Source organism: Janthinobacterium glycogeni, assembly GCF_051380725.1.
In the GTDB taxonomy this organism is placed as follows: Bacteria; Pseudomonadota; Gammaproteobacteria; order Burkholderiales; family Burkholderiaceae_D; genus Janthinobacterium.
Map to the genome: position 1 here is coordinate 27,590 of NZ_JBNYXP010000002.1, position 22,297 is coordinate 49,886.

At 62.9% G+C, this 22,297-nt stretch carries 26 protein-coding genes; 10 read left to right on the plus strand and 16 right to left on the minus strand.

All coding sequences use genetic code 11. The features are described 5' to 3' along the window. Positions 1-111: 111 nt before the first annotated feature. The 8 genes from ACQ4W4_RS05655 to ACQ4W4_RS05690 form a co-directional block, all read right to left on the minus strand. Complete coding sequence (locus ACQ4W4_RS05655; protein WP_436541148.1) at positions 112-1,113, minus strand: ABC transporter substrate-binding protein; 1,002 nt, start codon at positions 1,111-1,113, stop codon at positions 112-114. A 267-nt stretch (positions 1,114-1,380) separates the two neighbouring features. Beyond that, the gene (locus ACQ4W4_RS05660; protein ID WP_070290424.1) at positions 1,381-2,667 is read right to left on the minus strand and encodes an MFS transporter; all 1,287 of its coding nucleotides are present in this window, start codon (positions 2,665-2,667) and stop codon (positions 1,381-1,383) included. 716 nt (positions 2,668-3,383) lie between these two features. Then, entirely contained in the window at positions 3,384-3,704 is a 321-nt protein-coding gene (locus ACQ4W4_RS05665; RefSeq protein WP_436541538.1) for a thioredoxin family protein, read from the minus strand. Positions 3,705-3,725: 21 nt separating this feature from the next. Next, positions 3,726-4,421 carry a fumarylacetoacetate hydrolase family protein gene (locus ACQ4W4_RS05670; RefSeq protein WP_436541149.1) on the minus strand — a complete coding sequence of 232 codons (696 nt, stop codon included), beginning with the start codon at positions 4,419-4,421 and terminating at the stop codon, positions 3,726-3,728. Positions 4,422-4,497: 76 nt separating this feature from the next. Next, positions 4,498-5,793, minus strand: coding sequence for an MFS family transporter (locus tag ACQ4W4_RS05675; protein WP_058048361.1), 1,296 nt, complete (start codon positions 5,791-5,793; stop codon positions 4,498-4,500). Between the two features lie 153 nt (positions 5,794-5,946). Next, complete coding sequence (pcaF, locus tag ACQ4W4_RS05680; RefSeq protein ID WP_436541150.1) at positions 5,947-7,149, minus strand: 3-oxoadipyl-CoA thiolase; 1,203 nt, start codon at positions 7,147-7,149, stop codon at positions 5,947-5,949. Positions 7,150-7,221: 72 nt separating this feature from the next. Next, positions 7,222-7,863: a 3-oxoacid CoA-transferase subunit B gene (locus tag ACQ4W4_RS05685; RefSeq protein WP_436541151.1), complete on the minus strand. Its 642-nt coding sequence runs from the start codon at positions 7,861-7,863 to the stop codon at positions 7,222-7,224. 12 nt (positions 7,864-7,875) lie between these two features. Further along, positions 7,876-8,577 carry a 3-oxoacid CoA-transferase subunit A gene (locus ACQ4W4_RS05690; protein WP_436541152.1) on the minus strand — a complete coding sequence of 234 codons (702 nt, stop codon included), beginning with the start codon at positions 8,575-8,577 and terminating at the stop codon, positions 7,876-7,878. A gap of 166 nt (positions 8,578-8,743) precedes the next feature. Between ACQ4W4_RS05690 and ACQ4W4_RS05695 the strand changes: the two genes are divergently transcribed. After that, complete coding sequence (locus tag ACQ4W4_RS05695) at positions 8,744-9,571, plus strand: IclR family transcriptional regulator domain-containing protein (RefSeq protein WP_436541153.1); 828 nt, start codon at positions 8,744-8,746, stop codon at positions 9,569-9,571. Here ACQ4W4_RS05695 and ACQ4W4_RS05700 read toward each other — a convergent pair whose 3' ends face one another. Genes ACQ4W4_RS05700 through ACQ4W4_RS05715 form a run of 4 tightly spaced genes read right to left on the minus strand, consistent with a single transcriptional unit; the run spans position 9,572 to position 11,686 of the window. Then, positions 9,572-10,429 carry a ChaN family lipoprotein gene (locus tag ACQ4W4_RS05700; protein WP_436541154.1) on the minus strand — a complete coding sequence of 286 codons (858 nt, stop codon included), beginning with the start codon at positions 10,427-10,429 and terminating at the stop codon, positions 9,572-9,574. 42 nt (positions 10,430-10,471) lie between these two features. After that, positions 10,472-10,903: a DUF6691 family protein gene (locus tag ACQ4W4_RS05705; protein WP_436541155.1), complete on the minus strand. Its 432-nt coding sequence runs from the start codon at positions 10,901-10,903 to the stop codon at positions 10,472-10,474. Further along, positions 10,900-11,325 (minus strand): YeeE/YedE family protein, encoded by a 426-nt coding sequence (locus ACQ4W4_RS05710; RefSeq protein ID WP_436541156.1) that lies wholly within the window; start codon positions 11,323-11,325, stop codon positions 10,900-10,902. The genes ACQ4W4_RS05705 and ACQ4W4_RS05710 overlap by 4 nt, the downstream gene beginning before the upstream one ends. A gap of 7 nt (positions 11,326-11,332) precedes the next feature. After that, positions 11,333-11,686: an ArsR/SmtB family transcription factor gene (locus ACQ4W4_RS05715; RefSeq protein WP_436541157.1), complete on the minus strand. Its 354-nt coding sequence runs from the start codon at positions 11,684-11,686 to the stop codon at positions 11,333-11,335. 333 nt (positions 11,687-12,019) lie between these two features. On the opposite strand from ACQ4W4_RS05715, the gene ACQ4W4_RS05720 reads away from it, so the two are divergent. After that, positions 12,020-12,427, plus strand: a complete 408-nt coding sequence (locus ACQ4W4_RS05720) for a PEP-CTERM sorting domain-containing protein (RefSeq protein WP_436541158.1) — start codon at positions 12,020-12,022, stop codon at positions 12,425-12,427. Between the two features lie 72 nt (positions 12,428-12,499). On the opposite strand, the gene ACQ4W4_RS05725 is transcribed toward ACQ4W4_RS05720, so the two are convergent. Genes ACQ4W4_RS05725 through ACQ4W4_RS05735 form a run of 3 tightly spaced genes read right to left on the minus strand, consistent with a single transcriptional unit; the run spans position 12,500 to position 14,865 of the window. After that, the gene (locus tag ACQ4W4_RS05725; protein ID WP_436541159.1) at positions 12,500-12,679 is read right to left on the minus strand and encodes a hypothetical protein; all 180 of its coding nucleotides are present in this window, start codon (positions 12,677-12,679) and stop codon (positions 12,500-12,502) included. Positions 12,680-12,698: 19 nt separating this feature from the next. Then, positions 12,699-13,286, minus strand: coding sequence for a DUF1697 domain-containing protein (locus ACQ4W4_RS05730; RefSeq protein WP_436541160.1), 588 nt, complete (start codon positions 13,284-13,286; stop codon positions 12,699-12,701). A 13-nt stretch (positions 13,287-13,299) separates the two neighbouring features. Then, on the minus strand, positions 13,300-14,865 hold the full coding sequence (locus ACQ4W4_RS05735) for a sensor histidine kinase (protein WP_436541161.1): 1,566 nt from the start codon (positions 14,863-14,865) through the stop codon (positions 13,300-13,302). 207 nt (positions 14,866-15,072) lie between these two features. Between ACQ4W4_RS05735 and ACQ4W4_RS05740 the strand changes: the two genes are divergently transcribed. Continuing rightward, on the plus strand, positions 15,073-15,411 hold the full coding sequence (locus ACQ4W4_RS05740; protein WP_070221004.1) for a hypothetical protein: 339 nt from the start codon (positions 15,073-15,075) through the stop codon (positions 15,409-15,411). Then, entirely contained in the window at positions 15,408-16,253 is an 846-nt protein-coding gene (locus tag ACQ4W4_RS05745) for an HDOD domain-containing protein (RefSeq protein ID WP_436541162.1), read from the plus strand. The genes ACQ4W4_RS05740 and ACQ4W4_RS05745 overlap by 4 nt, the downstream gene beginning before the upstream one ends. Positions 16,254-16,419: 166 nt before the next feature. Here ACQ4W4_RS05745 and ACQ4W4_RS05750 read toward each other — a convergent pair whose 3' ends face one another. After that, positions 16,420-16,746, minus strand: a complete 327-nt coding sequence (locus ACQ4W4_RS05750) for a hypothetical protein (RefSeq protein WP_034746769.1) — start codon at positions 16,744-16,746, stop codon at positions 16,420-16,422. Positions 16,747-17,396: 650 nt separating this feature from the next. Between ACQ4W4_RS05750 and miaB the strand changes: the two genes are divergently transcribed. The 6 genes from miaB (at position 17,397) to ACQ4W4_RS05780 (ending at position 22,228) form a co-directional block, all read left to right on the plus strand. Next, the gene (miaB, locus tag ACQ4W4_RS05755) at positions 17,397-18,764 is read left to right on the plus strand and encodes a tRNA (N6-isopentenyl adenosine(37)-C2)-methylthiotransferase MiaB (RefSeq protein ID WP_436541163.1); all 1,368 of its coding nucleotides are present in this window, start codon (positions 17,397-17,399) and stop codon (positions 18,762-18,764) included. Next, on the plus strand, positions 18,761-19,825 hold the full coding sequence (locus ACQ4W4_RS05760) for a PhoH family protein (protein WP_070257432.1): 1,065 nt from the start codon (positions 18,761-18,763) through the stop codon (positions 19,823-19,825). Before miaB ends, ACQ4W4_RS05760 begins: the two co-directional genes overlap by 4 nt. Next, entirely contained in the window at positions 19,809-20,273 is a 465-nt protein-coding gene (gene ybeY, locus ACQ4W4_RS05765) for an rRNA maturation RNase YbeY (protein WP_436541164.1), read from the plus strand. The genes ACQ4W4_RS05760 and ybeY overlap by 17 nt, the downstream gene beginning before the upstream one ends. Positions 20,274-20,558: 285 nt before the next feature. Beyond that, positions 20,559-21,113: a hypothetical protein gene (locus ACQ4W4_RS05770; RefSeq protein WP_436541165.1), complete on the plus strand. Its 555-nt coding sequence runs from the start codon at positions 20,559-20,561 to the stop codon at positions 21,111-21,113. Between the two features lie 35 nt (positions 21,114-21,148). Then, the gene (locus ACQ4W4_RS05775; protein WP_436541166.1) at positions 21,149-21,739 is read left to right on the plus strand and encodes a hypothetical protein; all 591 of its coding nucleotides are present in this window, start codon (positions 21,149-21,151) and stop codon (positions 21,737-21,739) included. A 66-nt stretch (positions 21,740-21,805) separates the two neighbouring features. After that, positions 21,806-22,228: a DUF4259 domain-containing protein gene (locus tag ACQ4W4_RS05780; RefSeq protein WP_436541167.1), complete on the plus strand. Its 423-nt coding sequence runs from the start codon at positions 21,806-21,808 to the stop codon at positions 22,226-22,228. The last annotated feature ends 69 nt before the right edge of the window (positions 22,229-22,297 follow it).

Consider the following 22,297-nt stretch of genomic DNA (forward strand, 5'->3'; position numbering starts at 1 on the left):
GCCAAAACTGTAGCGAGCGGCAGTGAGTTGTAGCCGAGACGCGCAGCTGTGCGCTAGCACAGTGAGCATCGCAGGCTGCAAATCGCGACGCGCAGTAAGTTTTGGCGCGCGTTAATTGCCGGCAGAATAAATCTGCGTGGTCCAGCGTTGCAATAAGCGCTTGCGCGTGTCCGAGGCGCCATACTTGGCGAAGTCGTAGTTGATGGTCTTGATGTTTTCCAGGCGCGGCGAGGCGGCGGGAATGGTGGCGGCCGTGTTCGACGGGATCTGGAAGGCCAGCGCCTTGACGGCTTCGCTCTGCACGTCGGGACGCAGGGCGAATTCATAGAATTTCTTTGCCTGCTCCATGTTTTTCGCGCCCTTGACGATGCTCATCGAGCCGATCTCGTAGCCCGTGCCTTCGCAGGGCGGCAAGACTTTCACGGGGAAGCCGGCCACGGTGAGTTTCATCAGGTCATGCATGAAGCCGATGGCCACGCCCGCTTCGCCGCGGCCCACGTCCTCGCCCGGCGCCACGCCCGCGTTCGGATACTTGCTGACGTTCTGGCCCATTTTCGCGAGGAAATCGAAGGCTTCCTCTTCGCCGAACAGCTGCACCACGGTGGCCAGCGCATTGTAGGCGGCACCCGAGGAGTTCGGGTTGGCCATCTCGATCTCGCCCTTGTAGGCGGGCTTGACCAGGTCTTTCCAGCATTGCGGCGGCGGCAGGTTTTTCTTCTTCAGCACGTTTTCGTTGTAGGCCAGGCCCAGGATGCCGATGTAGATGCCGACGGTGCGGTACTTGGCCGTCTCGGCCTGCTTGAGCGCCCACGGCTGCAGCTTGGGCAGGGTGGGCGACTTGTATTCTTCCGTGTAGCCTTCGGCGGCGGCCTGCAGGTGCGGGTCGCCCGTGCCGCCCCACCAGATGTCCGATTTCGGGTTGGACGCTTCGGCGCGGATCTTCGCGTAGGCTTCCCCCGCGCTCTTCCTGATCATCGATACCTTGATCTTGCTTTCCGCCTCGAAGCGGTTCTTCATCAGCTGGCACCATTCCATGTCGGCCGAACACAGCACGGACAGGCGTTCCTCGGCGGCCATGGCCGTCATCGGCAGGGCCAGGCTTATAGCAATCACAACATTGCGCATCTTCATCGTCTCACTCCAAATTTGTTGTCGTTGTGGTACTTCAGACCGCACCGCTATCTTGCGGTGTCACTGTCCCGGGATGTGCTTTTTCAAGGCTTGCACTGCATTGCACACGTGTGCACACCTTACCACCAGCCGATTTTGACTGTCAACAAGAATCTCGGCAGGCGTGCGGCGTGGCGTTTTACCGACAAAAAAAAGCCGCCAGCTGTGCGTACAGCTGGCGGCTTTCGGGGGGCCGGGATCAGCGGGGTGTTACTGCCAGGCTTCCTTGCCCGCGCGTGGTTTGCCCACCATCAGCAGCGCGCCCAGGGTCAGCACGGCCGCCAGCGACAGGTAATAGCCCACGTATTGCAGACCGTAGTTGGTGGCCAGCCAGGTGGCGATGTACGGCGCCAGCGAGGCACCGAGGATGCCGGCCAGGTTGAAGGTCAGCGAGGCGCCCGTGTAGCGCACTTCGGGCGGGAACAGCTCGGACAGCATGGTGCCCAGCGGACCGTAGGTCATGCCCATCAAGCCCAGGCCGACGGCCATGAAGACGGTCACTTCCCACGTCACGCCCGAGCCGAACATGGGCGCCAGCACCAGGCCGAAGATGGCGATGGCGACGGAAACCCAGATCAGGGTGGCGCGGCGGCCGCGGCGGTCGGCCAGCACGGCCGAGAATGGAATCGTCAGGGCGAAGAACAGCACGGCAAACAGCTGCACGACGAGGAATTCCTTGCGCGTGAAGCCCAGCTTGGTCGTACCCCAGCTCAATGCGAACACCGTCATCAGGTAGAACAGCACGAAGGTGGCCAGGGCGATGATGGTGCCCAGGAACAGCATGCGGCCATGCTGGCGGAACACGGTGGCCACGGGCAGTTTGACGACTTCGTTCTTGTCGATGACTTTCTGGAAGTCCGGCGTTTCCGTGATCTTCAGACGCACATACAGGCCGACGATGACCAGCAGCGCGCTGGCGAGGAAGGGGATGCGCCAGCCGTAGCTGAAGAATTGCTCATCGGTCATGGTTTCACTGAGCAGCAGGAAGATGCCGCCCGACAGGAAGAAGCCGATCGGCGCGCCCAGCTGCGGGAACATGCCATACCAGGCGCGCTTGCCCGGTGGCGCATTCTCGGTTGCCAGCAGCACCGCGCCGCCCCACTCGCCGCCCAGGCCCAGGCCCTGGCCGAAACGGCACAGCGCCAGCAGCAGCGGCGCCAGCGTGCCGATGGCGGCATACGTCGGCAGCAAGCCGATGATGACGGTGGAGATCCCCATGGTCAGCAAGGCGGCCACGAGGGTGGCCTTGCGGCCGATGCGGTCGCCGAAGTGGCCGAACACGGCCGAGCCGATGGGACGGGCGAAGAAGGCGATGGCGAACGTGGCCAGCGACTGCAGCACGGCGGCCGACGGGTCGCCGGCGGGGAAGAACAGTTTCGGAAACACCAGCACGGCAGCGGTGGCGTAGATATAAAAGTCGAAGAACTCGATGGTGGTGCCGATCAGGCTGGCGAACAGCACCGTGCCGGGGGAATTTTTCTTGGGGGGGGTGCTCATTTACTGCGCTCCTTGGGGAGGGTGTCTAAAGGCCATTCTCTGGATGTTTTTTCAGGCAGCAGCACAGCACGTTGTATAAAGTAAGCGCCAGTAAATTCTTGTTATTTCTGACTTCCATAAGCGGCGCGCTGCTGCGTTGGCAGCCGCTCGCAGTGCTCGCACTGCGTCGCGACAGCCGCCTTGCATCACATCCGCTTCTGTTCGTCATAAATTTACAATAATTTCCCGACGATTACTTCGCGCGTCATTCGCATATCATAGCCTTGCGCGCATGCATTTGCCGCGCATTTGCTATTAAATTTGCAAACAAAAAACAACGGTTTTAGTTGCCGTAGCGAACTGCCGGCAACGCGCGCCAACGCGCCGTGATCAGTGCTGATTTAGAGAAACAACGGTCGTGCGCCATCCGGTTACCCGGGGCACGGCAGGAAAGGCGTCAGGGGATGGGCGACGTGTATCAGGCCCGGCGTATCGCCAGGCATTCCGTACCAGACCCGCGCGTCGGCATCGCGGCATCGGTCATTTGTGGTGAATCCTTGCCTGCGGCCCCTCCGGGTGGAGCGGGCCGGCGATGATCGCGCCTGCATCACGAAGGATGCGGTTGATCTTGCTGTAAGCGGCTTATGATACGCGCAGTGGTGCGGTGCGGCAAGAAGTTGTGATGGAGCATGTGCGGTGGTGTCGGCTTACGCTGCGCTAAGCCGACCTACGCCGACCTATGCATCAATCAATGCAAAAGTCTGCTCAATCTCGGCACTGTCGAGCGGGCGCACGAGGCGTGCCACTTCCTGGCCATCTTTCAAGAAGATCAGTGTCGGCCACAGTTTCACGCGGAAGGACCGCCCCAGTGCGCGGCCGGGGCCGTCTTCCACGCGAATATGCGCTACCCCCGGATACTGCGCAAACGCGGCGGCCAGCGGCGCCTGGGTGGCGCGGCAGTGGCCGCACCAGCCCGTGCCGAATTCCAGCAGGGCCGAGCCCGCCAGGGCGTCGATCTCGGCGCGCGTAGGTTGCGCTACGCAATACGTGTCGTTCATCATGCCGCTCTCCTTGATGGCTTAAACCACTTTGACGCGCAAGGTCTCCAGGCCATCGATGGCGCCCACCAGCTCGTCGCCACGCTGCACCGCCGCCACGCCGGCCGGCGTGCCGGTGTAGATCAGGTCGCCGGGCTGCAAGGTAAAGTAGGTCGACAGGTCGGCGATGGTTTCAGCCACGTTCCAGATCAGCATGTCGATGCTGCTGCTTTGGCGCAGCTCGCCATTGACGAGCAAGGTGATGGCGGCATGCTGGACATCGCCCGCCTGCGCGGCCGGCGTGATGGGGCCGATGGGCGCCGAGTGCTCGAAGGCCTTGCCCGTGTCCCATGGACGCCCCAGTTTTTTCGCTGCGCCCTGCACGTCGCGGCGCGTCATGTCCAGGCCCACGGCATAACCCCACACGTGGCTCAGCGCGTCAATCACGCCGATGTCGCTGCCACCCTTGCCGATGGCCACCACCAGTTCCATCTCGTGCTGGAAATCCTGCGTCTGCGCCGGGTACGGCAGCTCGCCCGTCGTGCCGGCTGGCACGGGCAGCACGGCGTCGTTTGGTTTCATGAAGAAAAACGGCGCCTCGCGGCCCGTATGGCCCATTTCCTTGGCATGGTCGACATAGTTGCGGCCCACGCAATAGATGCGGTGAACGGGAAAGCTGTCGGCGCTGCCGGTGACGGGCACGCTGGGCTGGATGGCTGCGGGAATAACATACGGCATGAAAACTCCTGATCGGCACAATAAAAAGGCGGCGATGAAAAAGGGACACCGCAGTGTCCCCTATTTTACGGCAAGCTTACTTCAGCAGTCCCGAGCGACTCGGGTCCGGCATGCGGATGGCGACGATGAAGGAAATCAGGCACATGACGGTCACGTACCAATAGAAGTATTCTTCCACGTGCCAGGCCTTGAACTGCAGCGCCACGTATTCGGCCGAACCGCCGAACATGGCGTTGGCCACCGCATACGACAGGCCCACGCCCAGTGCACGCACTTCAACGGGGAACATTTCCGCCTTGATCAAGCCGCTGATCGACGTATAGAAACTGATGATGGCCAGCGCGATGATGATCAGGCCAAACGCCGCGTAAGGACTGGAAATATCCTTCAAGGCATGCATGATCGGCAGCACGCACAGGGTGGCCAGCCCGCCGAAGAACAGCATCGAGGTGCGGCGACCGATGCGGTCGGACAGGGCGCCGAACACCGGTTGCAAAATCATGTAGACGAGCAAGGCGCACGTCATGACGGCGCTGGCCGTCTTGGTATCCATGCCAGCCGTGTTGACCAGGTATTTCTGCATGTAGGTGGTGAACGTGTAGAACACGAGCGAGCCGCCGGCCGTAAAGCCCAGCACGGTGATGAAGGCGCGCTTGTGCTTGAGCAAGCCGCGCAGGCTGCCCGCGTCCTTGTCCTTGCGCTCGCTGGCGGTGGTCGTTTCCGTCAGGGATTTACGCAGGTTCAGCGACACCAATGCCGCCAGGGCGCCAAAGACGAACGGGATGCGCCAGCCCCAGGCGCGCAGCTCTTCCAGGGTCAGCAATTGCTGCAAGACCACCAGCACCAGCAAGGCCAGCAGCTGGCCGCCGATCAGGGTCACGTACTGGAACGAGGCGAAGAAGCCGCGCTTGCCCGATTCCGACACTTCACTCATGTAGGTGGCGCTGGTGCCGTATTCGCCGCCCACGGACAGGCCCTGGAACAGACGCGCCACGAGCAGCAGGAACGGCGCGAAGGCGCCGATGGTGTCATAGGTCGGCATGACGGCGATCATCAGCGAGCCGCCGCACATCATCAGCACGGAAATCATCATCGACTGGCGGCGGCCGTATTTGTCGGCGATGCGGCCGAACAGCCAGCCGCCCACCGGGCGCATGAGGAAGCCGGCGGCAAAGATGCCGGCCGTCTGCAGCAGCTGCGTCGTCGGGTTACCGGACGGGAAGAAAGCGTGCGAGAAGTACAGCGCGCAGAACGAGTAAATGTAGAAGTCGAACCATTCGACCAGGTTACCGGAGGAAGCGCCAATGATGGCCTTGATGCGCTGCTGGGAAGTCAGCTGCGCAACGTCATGCGGAGTATCGTGGGATGTCATATCAATCTTCTTGTTCGTGTGAAAAAGCCAACGCCAGCCGGGTTGCCCGGGCTGGTTTTGCATCATACGCCCTTGATCAGGGTCAAAAAGCCGGCCGGCATACGGGTTAATACGTATCGCCGGCAACTTTTTTTCACCCTCGGACGCGCGGGATCAGACCCGTTCCAGCACCAGCGCGATGCCCTGGCCCACGCCGATGCACATGGTACAGAGCGCATAGCGGCCGCCCGTGCGGTGCAGCTGGTTGACGGCCGTCATGGCCAGGCGCGCACCGGACGCGCCCAGCGGGTGACCGAGGGCGATGGCGCCGCCGTTCGGGTTGACGCGCGGGTCGTCGTCGCGCACACCCAGCTGGCGCAGCACGGCCAGGCCTTGGGCGGCAAACGCTTCGTTCAATTCGATGACGTCGAAGTCGGCCAGGGTCAAGCCCGTCATGGCCAGCACTTTCAGGGTGGCGGGCGCGGGGCCGATGCCCATGATACGGGGCGCCACGCCGGCCGTCGCCATGGCCACGACACGGGCGCGCGGCGTCAGGCCAAAGCGGGCCGCGTTCGCCTCATCGGCCAGCAGCAGGGCCGCCGCGCCATCGTTGACGCCGGACGCGTTGCCGGCCGTGATCGTGCCGTCCGCGCGCACGACGGGTTTCAGTTTGGCCAGGGTATCGAGGGTGGTGGCGCGCGGATGCTCGTCGCAGGCAACGATGATGGGATCGCCCTTCTTCTGGGCGATACTGACAGGGCAGATTTCACTGTCGAACACGCCCGCCTGCTGCGCCGCCAGCGCCTTGACCTGGCTGGCCAAGGCGAACGCATCCTGATCAAGACGGCTGATGCCAAAATCGCTGGCCACGTTTTCCGCCGTTTCCGGCATCGAGTCGACGCCGTACCGCGCCTTCATCAAGGGGTTGATGAAGCGCCAGCCGATGGTGGTGTCTTCCATTTTCATGCCGCGCGAAAAGGCGCTGTCCGCCTTGCCCATGACGAATGGCGCACGGCTCATGCTTTCCACGCCGCCCGCGATCAGCAAGCCCGCTTCGCCGCTCTTGATGAAGCGCGCCGCGCTGCCGATGGCGTCCAGGCCCGAGCCGCACAGGCGGTTCAGGGTGGCGCCCGGCACGCTGTCGGGCAATCCCGCCAGCAAGGCGGCCATGCGCGCCACGTTGCGGTTATCCTCGCCCGCCTGGTTGGCGCAACCGTACAGCACGTCCGTGACGGCGCTCCAGTCCACGTGCGGGTTGCGCGCCATCAAGGCGCGGATGGGCACGGCGCCCAGGTCGTCGGCGCGCACGCCGGCGAGTCCGCCGCCATAGCGGCCGAATGGGGTGCGCTGGGCATCGCAGATAAACGCTGCAGTCATATTTTTTTCCTCCAAGAAATATTTATGTAGGTCGGGTTAGTGCGCAAGCACGTAAGCCGACATTGCTGGCTGCTAACGTCCATCCAGCAGTGAAACCGGCGTCAACGCCTGCAGCTGCTCAAAACTCAAGCCGTCGGCCAGTTCGACCACCGTGGCGCCGGCCGGCCCCAGGTCGAGCACGGCCAGGTCGCTGTAGATGCGGCTGACGCAGGCTATGCCCGTCAGCGGATAGGTGCAGACCTGCACCAGCTTGCTTTCACCCGTCTTGGTCAGCAATTCCATCATGACCCAGGTTTTTTTCGCGCCGATGGCCAGGTCCATGGCCCCGCCCACGGCGGGGATGGCGTCGGGCGCGCCCGTGTGCCAATTGGCCAGATCACCCGTGGCGGAGACTTGAAACGCGCCCAGCACGCAGATGTCCAGATGGCCGCCGCGCATCATGGCAAAGCTGTCGGCGTGGTGGAAGTAACTGCCGCCCGCCAGCAGAGTGACGGGCTGCTTGCCCGCGTTGATCAGGTCATAGTCTTCCTCGCCCGGCGCGGGCGCGGGGCCCATGCCGATCACGCCGTTTTCGCTGTGCAGGAGGATCTCCGCGCCGGCCGGCAAGTGGTTCGCCACCAGGGTCGGCAAGCCGATGCCCAGGTTCACGACACTGCCCTCATGGATGTCGGTCGCCACCCTGGCCGCCATCTGATCTCGATTCCATTTATTCATGTTATTTCCTTCTCAAGCTGCAGCTTTGAAGCCGGCGGGGCCGGTGGCCGTGCGCGGCACTTGCACGAGGCGCTGCACGAACAGGCCCGGCGTGACGACGTGCTCGGGGTCGATGCTGCCCAGCTCAAGCACCTCGTGCACTGAAGCAATGCTGACTTTCGCGGCCATGGCCATGATCGGGCCGAAGTTGCGCGCCGTCTTGCGATAGGTCAGGTTGCCCCAGCGGTCGCCCTGCTCCGCCTTGATCAGCGCGAAGTCGGCGTGGATCGGTGACTCGAACACATACATGCGGCCGTCGATCTCGCGCGTTTCCTTGCCCTTGGCCAGGTCCGTGCCATAGCCCGTGGGCGTGAAAAAGCCGCCGATGCCGGCGCCGGCGGCGCGGATGCGTTCGGCCAGGTTGCCCTGCGGCACCAATTCCAGTTCCAGCTTGCCCGCGCGGTACAGCGCGTCGAACACGTGGGAATCGGCCTGGCGCGGGAACGAACAGATGATCTTGCGCACCTGCCCGTTTTTCAGCAGGGCGGCCAGGCCTGTGTCGCCGTTGCCCGCATTGTTGTTGACGATGACAAGGTCGCGCGCGCCCTGGGCGATCAGACCGTCGATCAGCTCGGCCGGCTGGCCCGCGCCGCCGAAGCCGCCAATCATGACGGTGGCGCCATCGTGGATATCGGCCAGCGCGTCTAGGACGCTGGAACGCAGTTTGTCGATCATTGCCTGTCTCCTCCCAATCAAACTCATCAACCATTTGTTCGTATTGCGAACAAATATTCGTATTTAGAACTTATTCGTGAGAATATGCCTGTTCTGGGCGCTTGTCAATTTGCCGTTTTCGCCGGCGCCATGGCTATAATTGCCACCTTGCCCCATTGGAATTGCCATGACCGCACGCAGCAGCACTTCTCTTTCCACCGACGACACCGTCGATGCCGACGGCGCGCCGCGTCCCGGCGACAGCTATGTGCAATCGTTCGCGCGGGGCCTGGCCGTCTTGCGCAGCTTTGGCGCGGACGCGCCGCAGCAGACCCTGAGCGAAGTGGCGGAGCGGGCGCAGCTGACGCGCGCGGGCGCGCGGCGCATCCTGCACACTTTGCTGCATCTCGGGTATGTGGAAGCGGATGGACGGCTGTTCCGCCTGACGCCGAAGGTGCTCGACCTGGGCTATGCCTATCTGTCGTCCTTGCCCGTGTGGACGCAGGCGCAGCCGCTGCTGGAAGAATTGATGCAGACCTTGCGCCAGTCGTGCTCGGCTACCGTGCTCGACGGCGACGACATCGTGTATGTGGTGCGCCTGTCCGCGCACCGCACCATGTCGATCAACCTGGGCATTGGCAGCCGCCTGCCCGCCTACTGCACCTCGATGGGACGGGTGTTGCTGTCGGGACTGGCGCCCGACGTGCTGCGCCAACGGCTGTCGACAATGGCGCTGCTGAAGATCACGCCGGCGACCAAGGTCGATATCGACGTCTTGATGGAAGAGATTGCGCAAGTGCGGCGCCAGGGCTGGTGCCTGGTGCAGGAAGAACTGGAACAGGGCTTGATCGCCCTGGCCGCGCCCGTATTCGACCGGGCCGGCAAGGTGGTGGCGGCGATCAACGTCAGCGGCCAGACGGCGGGGCCGTCCGTGGCGCACCTGCTGGAACACAGCCTGCCGAAACTGCTCGACACGGCCAGCCGGGTCAGCGCCCTGGTGCGCGTGCAGCAGTGATTATTTTTTAAACTTGGCGCACAGGTCCGGGCGCGGCTGCGCCGGCATCGTTTGCGTCAGGTCGAACGTGCCCTGGTAGCCGGCGACGCCCTGTTCCAGGTAGCCGATGCTGCGCATGTTCAATTGCGGGTCGGCCAGCTTCAGCCAGCGGGGCACGCCGATATCCTTGCGCACATGCGCATTGCCGGCGATCAGCACCACGTCGCGCGGCGCCTGGTCGCGGATCAGCTTGGCCATCCAGATATCGCGCGCCACCTGGGCGTTGACGACACCGTTGATCATCATGTCGGGCAGCATATTGCAGCGGGCCGCCTGGGCTTCCTTCTTTTGCCCTTCCAGAATATCGGCCGGCACGGGCCCGGCCAGATACGTGGCCACCATGGCGGGCGGCATGGCCCACTGGATGCCGTCGCGCACGATGCGCGAGGCATCGGCCGGCGACAGGTTGCCGGCGACCAGGGTCAGCTGGTAGCTGATGACGAGGTCCAGCACGGGCCGGTACAAGCTCCAGTCCCAGCGCGGCTGTTCCATCACGCGGATGATGCAGTCGGGGTCGGCGCAATCGCGCGCGGCGCGCGTCAGCAGGGCCTGGTTTTCGCGGTCGAACTGCTCCATGACGATCACGGGACGCCAGCCGGCGGCCAGGCGGCGCTGCAATTCCGCCACGCGCAGGCGGTGGCCTTGCGCATTGTCATGGACTTCGCCGAGCAGCAGCACTTGCGGATTGGGCAAGGCGTCGCCTACGGGCGCGGGAGGGAGCGGTGCTCCCTTCTTCAGCAAGCCGCCGCAGGCGGCCAGCGCCAGCACGCTGCACAGCAGGGCGGCGCGCGCGCAGGCGCGGAAAATCACGGTGTTCATGTCAGCAGTATCCAAAGTGGCGATGCGCCAGATTGTACCGTCTCAGGCCGGCGCGGGTGCCTTGCGGCGCTCCAGCACTTCAAACACGGACATGCCGGCCAGCATGGCGCCGGCAAACAGCCACGCTTTCGGCTGGCCCGCCAGCAGGGACACGAGGGCGGGGCCGGGACAGAAACCGGCGATGCCCCAGCCCGCGCCAAAGGCCAGGCTGCCCAGCAGCAAGCGCCGGTCGATGCGCCGCGATGCGGGCAATTGCATGGGCTCGCCCAGGAGCGAGCTGGTACGCCGGCGCGCCAGCCAGAAGGCCGGCAGGGCCACGCCGATGGCGCCGCCCATCACCAGCGCCAGCGACGGATCCCAGGCGCCGGCCAGGTCGAGGAAACCGAGCACCTTGGCCGGGTTGCTCATGCCGGAAACGATCAGGCCCAGGCCAAAGACGAGGCCGCTCAACAGGGAAAGGATCAGCTTGCTCATAGGTGACGCAACAGATAGACGGTGAGGAAACCGGCCGCCATGAAGGCGATGGTGGCCGCCAGCGAACGCGGGGACAGGCGCGACAGGCCGCACACGCCGTGGCCGCTGGTGCAGCCGGCGCCGTAGCGCACGCCCACGCCCACCAGCAGGCCCGCCACGATCAGGGCGGGCGTGCCCGCATCGATCTGCACGGGCGGCAAGGCTTGCCACAACCGGTACAGCAGGGGCGTGCCGACCAGGCCGGCAAGAAAGGCGACACGCCAGCCCAGGTCGCCACTGCGCGGGCGCAGCAAGCCGCCGAGGATGCCGCTGATGCCGGCGATGCGGCCATTGAACAGGATCAGCAGGGCCGCAGCCAGACCGATCAGCATGCCGCCAGCCAGCGAGGCCCATGGCGTAAAGTGCTGCCAGTCGATAGTCATGGCAGGATCAGTCCGCTTCGTCGTTGAACGTGGGGCGCGGCGCGCAAAATTGCGCGTACAGCACTTGCAGCACGGCCAGCACGGGCGCGCTGGCGACGCGGTAGTAGATCTGCTTGCCGTCGCGCCGCGTGGCCACCAGCATCTCTTCGCGCAGCACGCCCAGCTGCTGCGACAGGGTCGGCTGGCCGATGCCCACTTTTTGCTCGAGGTCGCTGACGCAATGCTCGCCCTGCGATAGCTGGCACAGCAGCATCAAACGGTCGGCATTGCCCATGGCCTTGAGCAGCGAGCTGGCCTTGTAGGCCGAGCCACGCATGGCGTCGAGCGTGTATTCGGCGTGTTGTGTTGCGACTGTCTCCATCGTGCCCTCCCACAGGCGGTCATATTGAATAGCGTGCGATAAACAATATACTAATCAATATATTGTTTTCCTGCTGGCGATTCGCACAAAAAAACAACAGTGTTTTGCGGCGATAGCGTACTCATGCAAAGTGTGCGGCAACGATCATGTTTACGCTATCAAAATGACAAATATTCGTAATAAACAGGAAATAAACGTATCAAAATTGTCACGATCCATGTTGTAATGTGAGGTCAGCAGAAAAACCATGATACGCCCCCGTACAGGCGAATTGTCCGTCCATGCGCTAGCCGGTTTCGGCTGCGCCGCGCGGTGAACAACAGGGAGAGCACGATGGGAATCTATCAGCCGCTATGCGTGGCCTTGCTGGCGCTGTCGGCCAGCACGGGGAGCATGGCGGCAGTCAGCGACACGACGGCCGGCAAGCTGCAGGAAGCCGGCGAACGCGTGACGATCGATGAAAGCATCAGCTTGAATAACAATCCTGGCTGGGAAACGCCGGACTTGCCGTATGCCCGCCTGCTGGCCAGCAGCACCGCGACGGTGGCACCGCACTGGAGCACCAGTGGCGTGCGCCATGCGGCCCTGGCGCCGCCCAGGCCCATGACGGCCGCGACCGCACAGCAAACCAGCATACCGGCCGCCGTGCCGGAAGCGAGCATGTACTCGATGCTGCTGGTGGGATTGGGCCTGCTGGCCTTGAGCCTGCACGGCGAAAAACAGGAAAAATTCGACAACTGACGGCGCCTGCGCTGGCAAGTGCGCTGCTGCAAAACATTCCGCCTCGTGCGGAATGTTTTTTTTGTGTCGCCATCATTTGTCCAGCAAGCGGCAGACCCGTTCGATATTGCCCACCGGAATGCCCGACTTCAGGGCTCGCGCGATGCAGCCCGCCTTGTCCGGGCCCGAGGCGGACATGAGCACGAAGGCCGTCACCACCACGCTGATGGCGACGAGCACGATCAAGACGCCCTTGACGATATCCCAGTTCATGGCGTTTCCATGGAGGACATCAGTGCTCCTTGGCAAATGAGGATATGCTGGCCGCATCCGCTCCGTTCAGCAGCACATATAATTTTTGCATGGTGGCCCAGTTGCGCGAGGTGACGCCGTCGCCCAGCAGCACGCCCAGTGCCGCCACCACCTTGCTGGCCAGCACGCCATCGGGACACCAGGCATACGCGGCCCACCGGCCCAGCGCCAGCGCTTCCGGCTGCCACGACTGCTGCAGGAGCGGCGTCAGACGCTGCACGTCGGCTGGATTGTTCAGCACCAAGGTCAGCAGGCGTGCCGCATCGGCCGCCGGCGCCAGGGTGTTTTGTTCGACCAGTTCGGCAAACTGGCTGGCCGACAGCACCGTCACCCTGGCCGCCACGCCCAGTTTCAGCACCAGCGCTTCTTCGATGCGGGAAGCGGCCTCGGCCGGCGCCACCGCGCCCCCGTCATACACGACATTGCCGCTGTTGAGTACCGTACGCACCTGCGCAAAACCGAGGTCGCTCAGCAGCTTGCGCAGGTCGGCCATGGCTACGCGCTTGGCGCGGCCCACATTGATCCCGCGCAAAAACGCCACTTGCTGACTGTTTTCTATCTGTGCCATGTCATCTCCTTGACTATGCCTGGCTGCTGGTACTTTCCGGCAACGGCGTCACCGTGGGCAGGCGTAGCAGGAACGTCGCGCCCTGCCCCAAGGTGCTGCTGACCGTGATGGTGCCGCCAAACTGCTTGGCAATCAAGTTGAACACGATATTCAAGCCCAGTCCCGTGCCGCCCTGCCCGCGCCGCGTGGTGACAAACGGATCGAACACGCGGTCGAGCATGTCGGGCGCGATGCCGCGGCCGTTGTCGCGCACCTGCATGGCGATAGCGTCGCCGTCGCGGCGCACGCCGATATGGATATTGCCGGCCGTGTCCGCATCGAAGGCGTGCTCGACGCAGTTCAACACGAGGTTGGTCAGCACCTGCGCCAGCGCGCCCGGATAGCTGTCGAGCATGATGTCGGGCGGGCAATCGATATCGATGCTGATGCGCGTCTTTTTCAGGGTCGGCTGCAGGCTCGAGATCACCTCGCCGATATAGTCGCGCAATTCGAACAAACGGCGCGCCTCGCTGACCTGGTCGACGGCGATCTGCTTGAAGCTGTGGATCAGATGCGCGGCGCGGTAGGCATTGTTCATGATCAGCCGCGCGCTTTCGCCGGCCGTTTCCAGGTAGCGCACGATGTCGGTCTTCTTCACGCTGCCGCCTGCCACCGCCGTGCTGATGGCATCGGTGGCCTCCTTCAGCACCGAGGCGCTGGTCAGCGCGATGCCGACCGGGGTGTTGATTTCATGCGCCACGCCCGCCACCAGGCTGCCCAGCGAGGCCAGGCGTTCCGACTGCAGCAACGATTCCTGCGCGCGGCGCAGCTCGTCCATGGCCTGCGCCGTTGCCTGCTGCGAGCGGCGCGCCATGTCTTCCGCCTCGCGGCTGCCCTCGATGATGGACTTGAGCTTGCGCTGCACGGCATTGAAGCCGCGGATCACGTCGCCCAGTTCGTCGCGCCGGTTTTCCGGCAGCTCTTCGACCTCGTCGCTGCCGCGCGTGGCCAGGTCGAACAAACCGTCGCGCAACTGTTTCAGTGGCCCGAAGACGATGCGCAGGCTCAGCGCCAGGGCGCCCACGAGGATGATGTCAAGCAGCAACACTTCCAGTACCTTGCGCCGCACTTCGCTGCGCAAGGCCGCATCGATCTGCGCGCGGCTGAAATTGACGATGACCTTGCCGACGATCACCGGCTTGCCGCCCGTGGCCGCCGCCACGGCGTCGCGGAACACGAGCGGCGCCTCGACGGGCGTGCCGCCCATGGCCACGTCCGCCTCCAGCGGCACCAGGGTGCCGGCCGCGTCGCGCACTTCGCCGGCGAACAAACCGACCGAGGCGTCATAGACGCGGATGCCGACCAGTTCCGGCGGCAGCATTTCGGCCGCCACGATGCTGTCGACCTTGGATTTATCGAGGTCCCACAGGGCGGACGGCAAGCTGGTCTGCAAGCGCGTGAGCACGCCGCTGCGCAGGCGCGCGCTGCCCGATTCGAGTTCCTTGCTCAAGGTATATTGGGTATAGCTGCCGGAAATGCCCAGCACCAAGGTGACGATCACGACAAAAAGCAGGGTCAGCCGGACTTGGATACTCACCATCTATCAACACTCCCCGGGCCAGGCCAGCCGCCAGCCCGCGGCGCGGGCGCAGATACGTCAGCAATGCAAGGGCCTGATTCAAATGTACGGTATGACATGCTTATTGGCAAGATTTACAGCATTCCCAGTTTCGATAGAGACTTTGATGCAGGTTGAGACATTGCGTCATGGCAATGGTAATATCCCGCAATCATCTAAGGAGTCGTCATGGCGGTCACGCATCAACATCTACCCCTGGAACAAGTTCGTCCCGGCATGATCTTGTCGGATGTCTTGCTCGATGCGCATGGACAAGTGCTGCTGCCGCAAGGCGCGGTTTTGACGGAAAACATGCTGGCCCTGATGCCCCGCCACAACATCGACATGCTGCCGATCCAGGCGCCGCCCCCGTCGCCGGAAGAAATCGCCGCGCAGCAAGCGGCCGACAGCGAACGGCTGGCCTACCTGTTCCGCAAGCATGACCCGGACGATCCTCTCGATGCGGCCACCACCTTGCTGCGCAACTATGTCACGGCTTACCGCCTGGGCACGGGAGAGGCCGCATGAGCACCCAGCTGACGCTCGACGATATCGTCGCCCACCTCGATGACCTGCCTTCGCTGCCCGCCGTCGTCATGGAATTGCTCAACAGCATAGACCAGGAGGACGTCGATATTTCCGTGCTGGCCAAAAAAGTGTCGTATGACCAGGCGCTGACGGCAAAAACCCTGCGCCTGGCCAACTCATCGCACTATGGCCTGCAAGTGAAGGCCACCACCATCCAGCAGGCGATCACCTACCTGGGCTTCCAGACCACGCGCAGCCTGATCACCTCGGCCGCCATCACGGGCTGCTTCCCGGAAGGCCGCTGCCCCGGTTTCGACGACAAGGCCTTCTGGCGCCACTCGGTGGCGACGGCCGCCTGCGCCAAGGTACTGGCGCGGCAGATCCGCTTCAACCAGGATTACGCCTTCACGGCCGGCTTGCTGCACAACATCGGACGGCTGGTGCTGGTCAGCAGCTTTCCCGCGCACTACGCGCAAGTCATCGCTTACCAGGCCGCGCACGATTGCAGCCTGCTGGAAGCGGAGCAAACCGTGCTGGGCGTGGACCACGTGCAGGCGGCCGTGGCCCTGGCCGAACACTGGAATTTTTCCGACACCATGCGCCTGGCGCTGGGCAACTACCTGCAGCCGGAAACGCCGGGGGCAGGCTTTCTCGCGTCGCTGATCCATGTGGCCAATGCGATTGTTTGCGCGCTCGACCTGGCGCAGGCGGGCGACGACATGGTGCCGCGCGTCTCGCCGGTGGCCTGGGATGCGCTGGGCCTGAGTGAAGACGCGTATCTGCAGCTGTTCCGCGAAACGGAACTGCGCTACGACGAAATCACCTCGGCACTGCTGAGCTAATCAAGATCCTCACATGGCCGCAAATGCAAACGGCTCTCGCTGCGAAGCGAAAGCCGTTATGGGTACTGCGATACATCGATGTTACCCGGTCCATGCTGCCCGGTCCACGCCAGCCTGTTGCCGCCAGCAGCTACGCAAGCGGCACAGTCAGCGCGCAACCGCCACATCAGTGCGCGTAATTCGATTCTTGCGCATCGCCGCGGTCTTCCGCTTTGGGACGGCCCTGAGCGTCGGACAGACGATACTTGGTGCGGCGGTCGCCCATCAAGTCGCGCAGGTCGCGGATGCTCATGCCCGTCACTTCGTGCATACGGATCAGCAGCGAGGCGCCGACCGGCAAGCGGTGGTGGCGGATCTTGCTGATGACCGGTGGCGCCACTTCAAGCAGGCGCGACAGGGCTGCATCGTTCTTCAGCTGCATCTTGCTCAGCAGAATATCCAGCAGGTGGTTCGGGTTGTAACTCTCTTGCGATGCTAATGCATGATGTGCCATGATTTTTCCTCGTCTGGTGAATGTAGAAAATAATGCCGATACGAACTTAAGGCTGGCTTAGAGTGTGTAAATAAACGTTTTTTCAACTTATTCAGCCTTCCCCCGCCCTTTTCCTTATCGCACTGCCCGCACAGGACTCGCACAGCCACGCCCAGCCAACGTACGCAACTTGCCGCGTGAGTAAAAGCACTGCAACCCACCAAAATGAATTGCATATAAGGCAATATACTAGTCCAAACACGCAGCATCTGCGCCTCGCGCAAACTTCCTGATTGTTAAATATCAATCAAGCTGCTGGTTGGCTTGGCAACGATGCTATTTCAACACATTAGGATGCCAGCGGGCGCACACAAGGCTTTGCAGCAACTTGTTACAAATCAATGGTGCCGCACAGCAATAAATGCTTTTCAGCATCGCCGTCCCGGGCGCCTTGTTCACACCGCAACCTTGCCGGCAAGATCAGCACGACATGGCCCGTGCCGGCGATTTACGCTAAACTATGGCCTGAACTTGCAGCGAGCCTGCCACCGGGCAGCCAGAGGCGCCCGGCCGGTCATCCACCGCGCCCGACCCTGAGCGGCCCCCTGCGCCGCAGCATCCTGCCCACCCATCTTGTTTGCCGCCACATTTACCGATAAGCGCCTGACTCCATGCAGAAAAAAGTATTCATTAAAACCTTCGGCTGCCAGATGAACGAGTATGACTCGGACAAGATGGCCGACGTGCTGGGCGCCTCCGATGGCCTGGTGCGCACCGATACGCCGGAAGACGCCGACGTCATCCTGCTCAACACCTGCTCCGTGCGCGAAAAGGCGCAGGAAAAAGTGTTTTCCGACCTGGGCCGTCTGCGCGAGCTGAAACTGGCCAAGCCGCACCTCCTGATCGGCGTGGGCGGCTGCGTGGCCTCGCAGGAAGGCGACGCCATCGTCAAGCGCGCGCCGTATGTCGACATGGTGTTCGGCCCGCAAACCCTGCACCGCCTGCCGCAGATGATCGAACTGCGCCGCGCCAGCGGCGATGCGCAAGTGGACATCAGCTTCCCGGAAATCGAAAAGTTCGACCACCTGCCGCCGGCCAAGGTGGAAGGCGCTTCGGCCTTCGTCTCCATCATGGAAGGCTGCAGCAAATATTGCAGCTACTGCGTCGTGCCCTACACGCGCGGCGAGGAAGTGTCGCGCCGCTTCGAGGACGTGCTGACGGAGGTGGCGGGCCTGGCCGCCCAGGGCGTCAAGGAAATCACCCTGCTGGGGCAAAACGTGAATGCCTACCGGGGCGCGATGGAAGGCGGCGAGATCGCCGACTTCGCCCTGCTGCTCGAATACGTGGCCGACATTCCCGGCATCGAACGCATGCGCTTCGTCACCAGCCACCCGAAGGAATTCACGCAGCGCCTGATCGACGCCTACGCGAAGATCCCGCAGCTGGTCGACCACCTGTATCTGCCGGCGCAGCACGGTTCCGACAAGATCCTCGGCGCCATGAAGCGCGGCTACACGGGCCTCGAATACAAGTCCATCATCCGCCGCATCCGCGCCGTGCGTCCGAACATGGCCATTTCGTCCGACTTCATCGTCGGTTTCCCCGGCGAGACCCAGGCCGACTTCGACGCCATGATGAAGCTGATCGCCGACGTCGGCTTCGACAACAGCTACAGCTTCATCTTCAGCAAGCGCCCCGGCACGCCGGCCGCCAGCCTGGAAGACGACACGCCGCACGATGTGAAACTGGCCCGGCTGCAGCAGCTGCAGGCGGCCATCGACGCCAACACGCGCAAATACAGCCTGGCCATGGTGGGCACGGTGCAAACCATCCTCGTCGAAGGCCGCTCGAAGAAGGACACCAATGACAGCGAGCTGCAAGGCCGCACGGAAAACAACCGCGTGGTCAATTTCGACGCCGGCGCAGATGCGCTGAAGCTGGTCGGCCAGCTGGTCAACGTGCGCATCACCGAAAGCCATTCCTACACCTTGCGCGGCGAACTCGTCGCCAGCGCACCCGCATTGAAAAGAGCCAGTTGAAAACCAAAGCCCCGATACAGCCGCATTACTTCATCCCCGAGCCGCTGGACAACACGCGCCTGGCGCACCTGTGCGGCCCGCTCGATGAAAACCTGCGCCAGATTTCCGCCGCCCTCGACGTGACGATCTTCCGCCGCGGCGAGAAATTCATCGTCGGCGGCAGCAATGCCGAACGCGCCGTGGAAATCCTCGAGCAGTTCTACGCCATCGCCAACAAGGTCGTGCCGCTGGAAGAAGTGCAATTGGCCCTGGTGGAACAGCGCGCGGGCCTGTCCGCCGCCTCCGAACACCACGCCAACGCGCCTGCCAGCACTTTTGTGGAACCGGACATCGCCAGCCCCGTGCTGAAAACCCGGCGCTCCGACCTGCGCGGACGCACGCCGCACCAGATCGCCTATTTGCGCGACATCCTCGAACACGACATCAGCTTTGGCGTGGGTCCGGCCGGCACAGGCAAGACGTATCTCGCCGTCGCCTGCGCCGTCGACGCGCTCGAACGCGACGCCGTCAAGCGCATCATCCTGACGCGCCCGGCCGTCGAAGCGGGCGAGCGCCTGGGCTTTTTGCCGGGCGACCTGGCGCAAAAGGTCGACCCGTACCTGCGTCCCCTGTACGACGCGCTGTACGACTTGCTGGGCTTTGACCGCACGCAAAAGCTGTTTGAAAAACAGGTGATCGAGATCGCTCCGCTGGCCTACATGCGCGGGCGCACCCTGAACCACGCCTTCGTCATCCTCGACGAGGCGCAGAACACCACCGTCGAACAGATGAAGATGTTTTTGACGCGCATCGGCTTCGGCAGCAAGGCCGTGGTGACGGGCGACGTCACGCAGGTCGACCTGCACAAGAGCCAGACCAGCGGCCTGATCGACGCCGTGCACGTGCTCAAGGATGTGCGCGGCATCGGCTTCACGCAATTTAACAGCACCGACGTGGTGCGCCATCCGCTGGTGGCGCGCATCGTCGACGCCTATGAAACGGCGCAGGCGGCCAATGCCGACGCCGCCCAGTTACTCCCCTTGTTGAAACCAGCCGCCGCCAAAAATGTCCGAAAAAAATAAACTGTCCTTGTCCGTGCAATACCCGGACACCCGCCTGGCAACCCTGATCACGCGCCCGAAAGTGCGCCGCTGGGTCAAGGCGGCCCTGTTCGCCCCGGCCGAATTCACCATCCGCTTCGTCGACGAGGAAGAAGGCCGCAGCCTGAACCGCGACTACCGCGAAAAGGACTACGCCACCAACGTGCTGACGTTCGCCTACAACGAAGGCGAAGAGCTGCATGACGACGAGCCGACGCGCGCCGACATCATCCTGTGCACGGACGTGCTGGAAAAGGAAGCGGCCGAGCAGAAGAAGAGCGTGGAAGAGCACACGGCCCACCTGATCGTGCATGGCGTGCTGCACGCGCAGGGCTACGACCACATGGTCGACGAGGAAGCGGCGGAGATGGAAGGCCTGGAGACGGAGATCCTGGCCGGGCTGGGGATTGCCGATCCCTACCAGGCTTGAGCCTGGCCCCGTCAACCGCGATCGCCTCCAGGCAGCAGTGCGCGCCATGCCACTGCCGCCATTGCCACGCTGGCCAAATGCCGGCGTGCGCCCCTGCCCCATGACTGCCCCCTGAAATATATCGTCGCGGCTTGATTCAATTGCCAAAACGCAACGATATAATACGGTCTTGCCATATTCGCCATATTCATAAAAAAGAATTGGCGATTCCACCAGGCAAAGATCTTCCATTCACGCAAGAGGAATGGATCAACTAACCATCCGAACCCAGGGAGTCATTTCAGCATGCGTCACGCCAAGATTCTGTTTGCCTTTTTGTCCGCCATCGCCCTTTCCGCCTGCTCCACCGTCGCGCCGCCCTACACCCCGTCGATGGACAACGTCCAGACACTCAAAAATAGCGCCGGCAGCCAGGCAAAGGTGGGGGTTTTCGCCGCACAGAAAAAGGCCGATGCCCCGCTGTCCATGCGTGGCGCGTCCCTGGCCTCGCCGTATGAGAAGTCCTATTCCGTGTATGTGGCCGAGGCGCTGAAACAGGAACTGAGCCTGGCAAACAAGCTGGCGCCGGATGCCGATATCGAAATTTCCGGCACCCTGCTGCAAAATGAATTCGACGCGTCGGGCTTCAGCACCGGCACGGCCATGCTGGAAGCGCGCTTCATCGTCAAGAAAGCCGGCAAGGTGCGCTATGACCAGATCAAGACAGCCAGCCATGAATGGCCATCCTCGTTTGCCGGCGCCATCGCGCTGCCGCGCGCCATGCAGGAATACACGGTCGTCGTGCAGAAACTGCTCGCCCAGCTGTATCAGGACAAGGACTTCAACAACAGCCTGCAATAAGCCGGCGTCCCCCTACTTCACGAAATCCTTATCACATGGCTATTACCAAACTTCTTGCAACGCTTGCCGTTGCCATCGCCCTGGTGGGCTGCGCCCATCCCATGGTCATCACGCCCAACCTCGCCGGCATCGAACGCCCCGATACCGCACGCCCGGTCAAGAAAAATGTCGCGTACTACATCAGCGACACGCTGCGCCAAACCGAAGTCACCACTGGCGGCGGCGGTGGCGACAAGGTCAGCTATTTCCCCTACCGCGACATGGAGCTGTCGCTGTACAAAATGCTGTCGAATGTCTTTGGCGAAGTCACCACGCTGAAAAGCCCGGCTGACCAGGAAGCCATGGCGCGTCACCAGATCGTGTATGTCGTGACGCCGCAGCTGTCGACCAGTTCTTCGTCGGACAGCGCCTTCACCTGGCCGCCGACCCGGTTCAACGTCGACCTGACCTGCAACATCAGCGATGCCAGCGGCAAGGAAATCGTGTCGAAGAAAGTCGTCGGCGTGGGCGAAGGAGAATTCAGCGAATTCAAGAAAGACCACGCCATCACCGGCAAACGGGCGCTGACGGATGCCATGCTCAAGATGCAGCAAGCCCTGCTGGACGAACCCATCCTGCGCAATTAAATCCGCATGGCCATGGCAGGCATGCCAAAATGCCTGCCATTCCATACAACGCAACAAGGACACAGCATGGGCACTTGGGCCACCGACGCCTTCGGCAACGACTACGCTATGGATTGGGCGCAGGATTTGCACGAATATAAAACACTGGAACTGGTCGAGACGACGCTCGACAACGTCATCGACAGCCAGGAAGCGGCACTGGAAGCGCCGTTCGCCGCCGAGGCGCTGGCCGCGCTGGAAGTCATCGCGCGCCTGCTGGGAAAACCGGGCGAGGACGACCCGGCCACGGCGGAAGTCGATGAATGGGTGGCCGCCTGCAAGAAGAAGGTCACGCCGCCGCTGCTGGACAAGGCGCGCCTGGCCTTCGACAGGATCGCGGCCGAGACCTCGGAACTGCGCCAGCTGTGGCAGGACAGCGGGCACTTTGCCGACTGGCAAGCCGACGTGGCGCACTTGCGCGCGCGCGTGCTGGGCCCGGAAGCGGCGTAAAAGATCGCGCAACGGCGCACTTCAACGTATTAAATTTGCATCAAAAGCGGGGAAATCCGGTATTCCCCC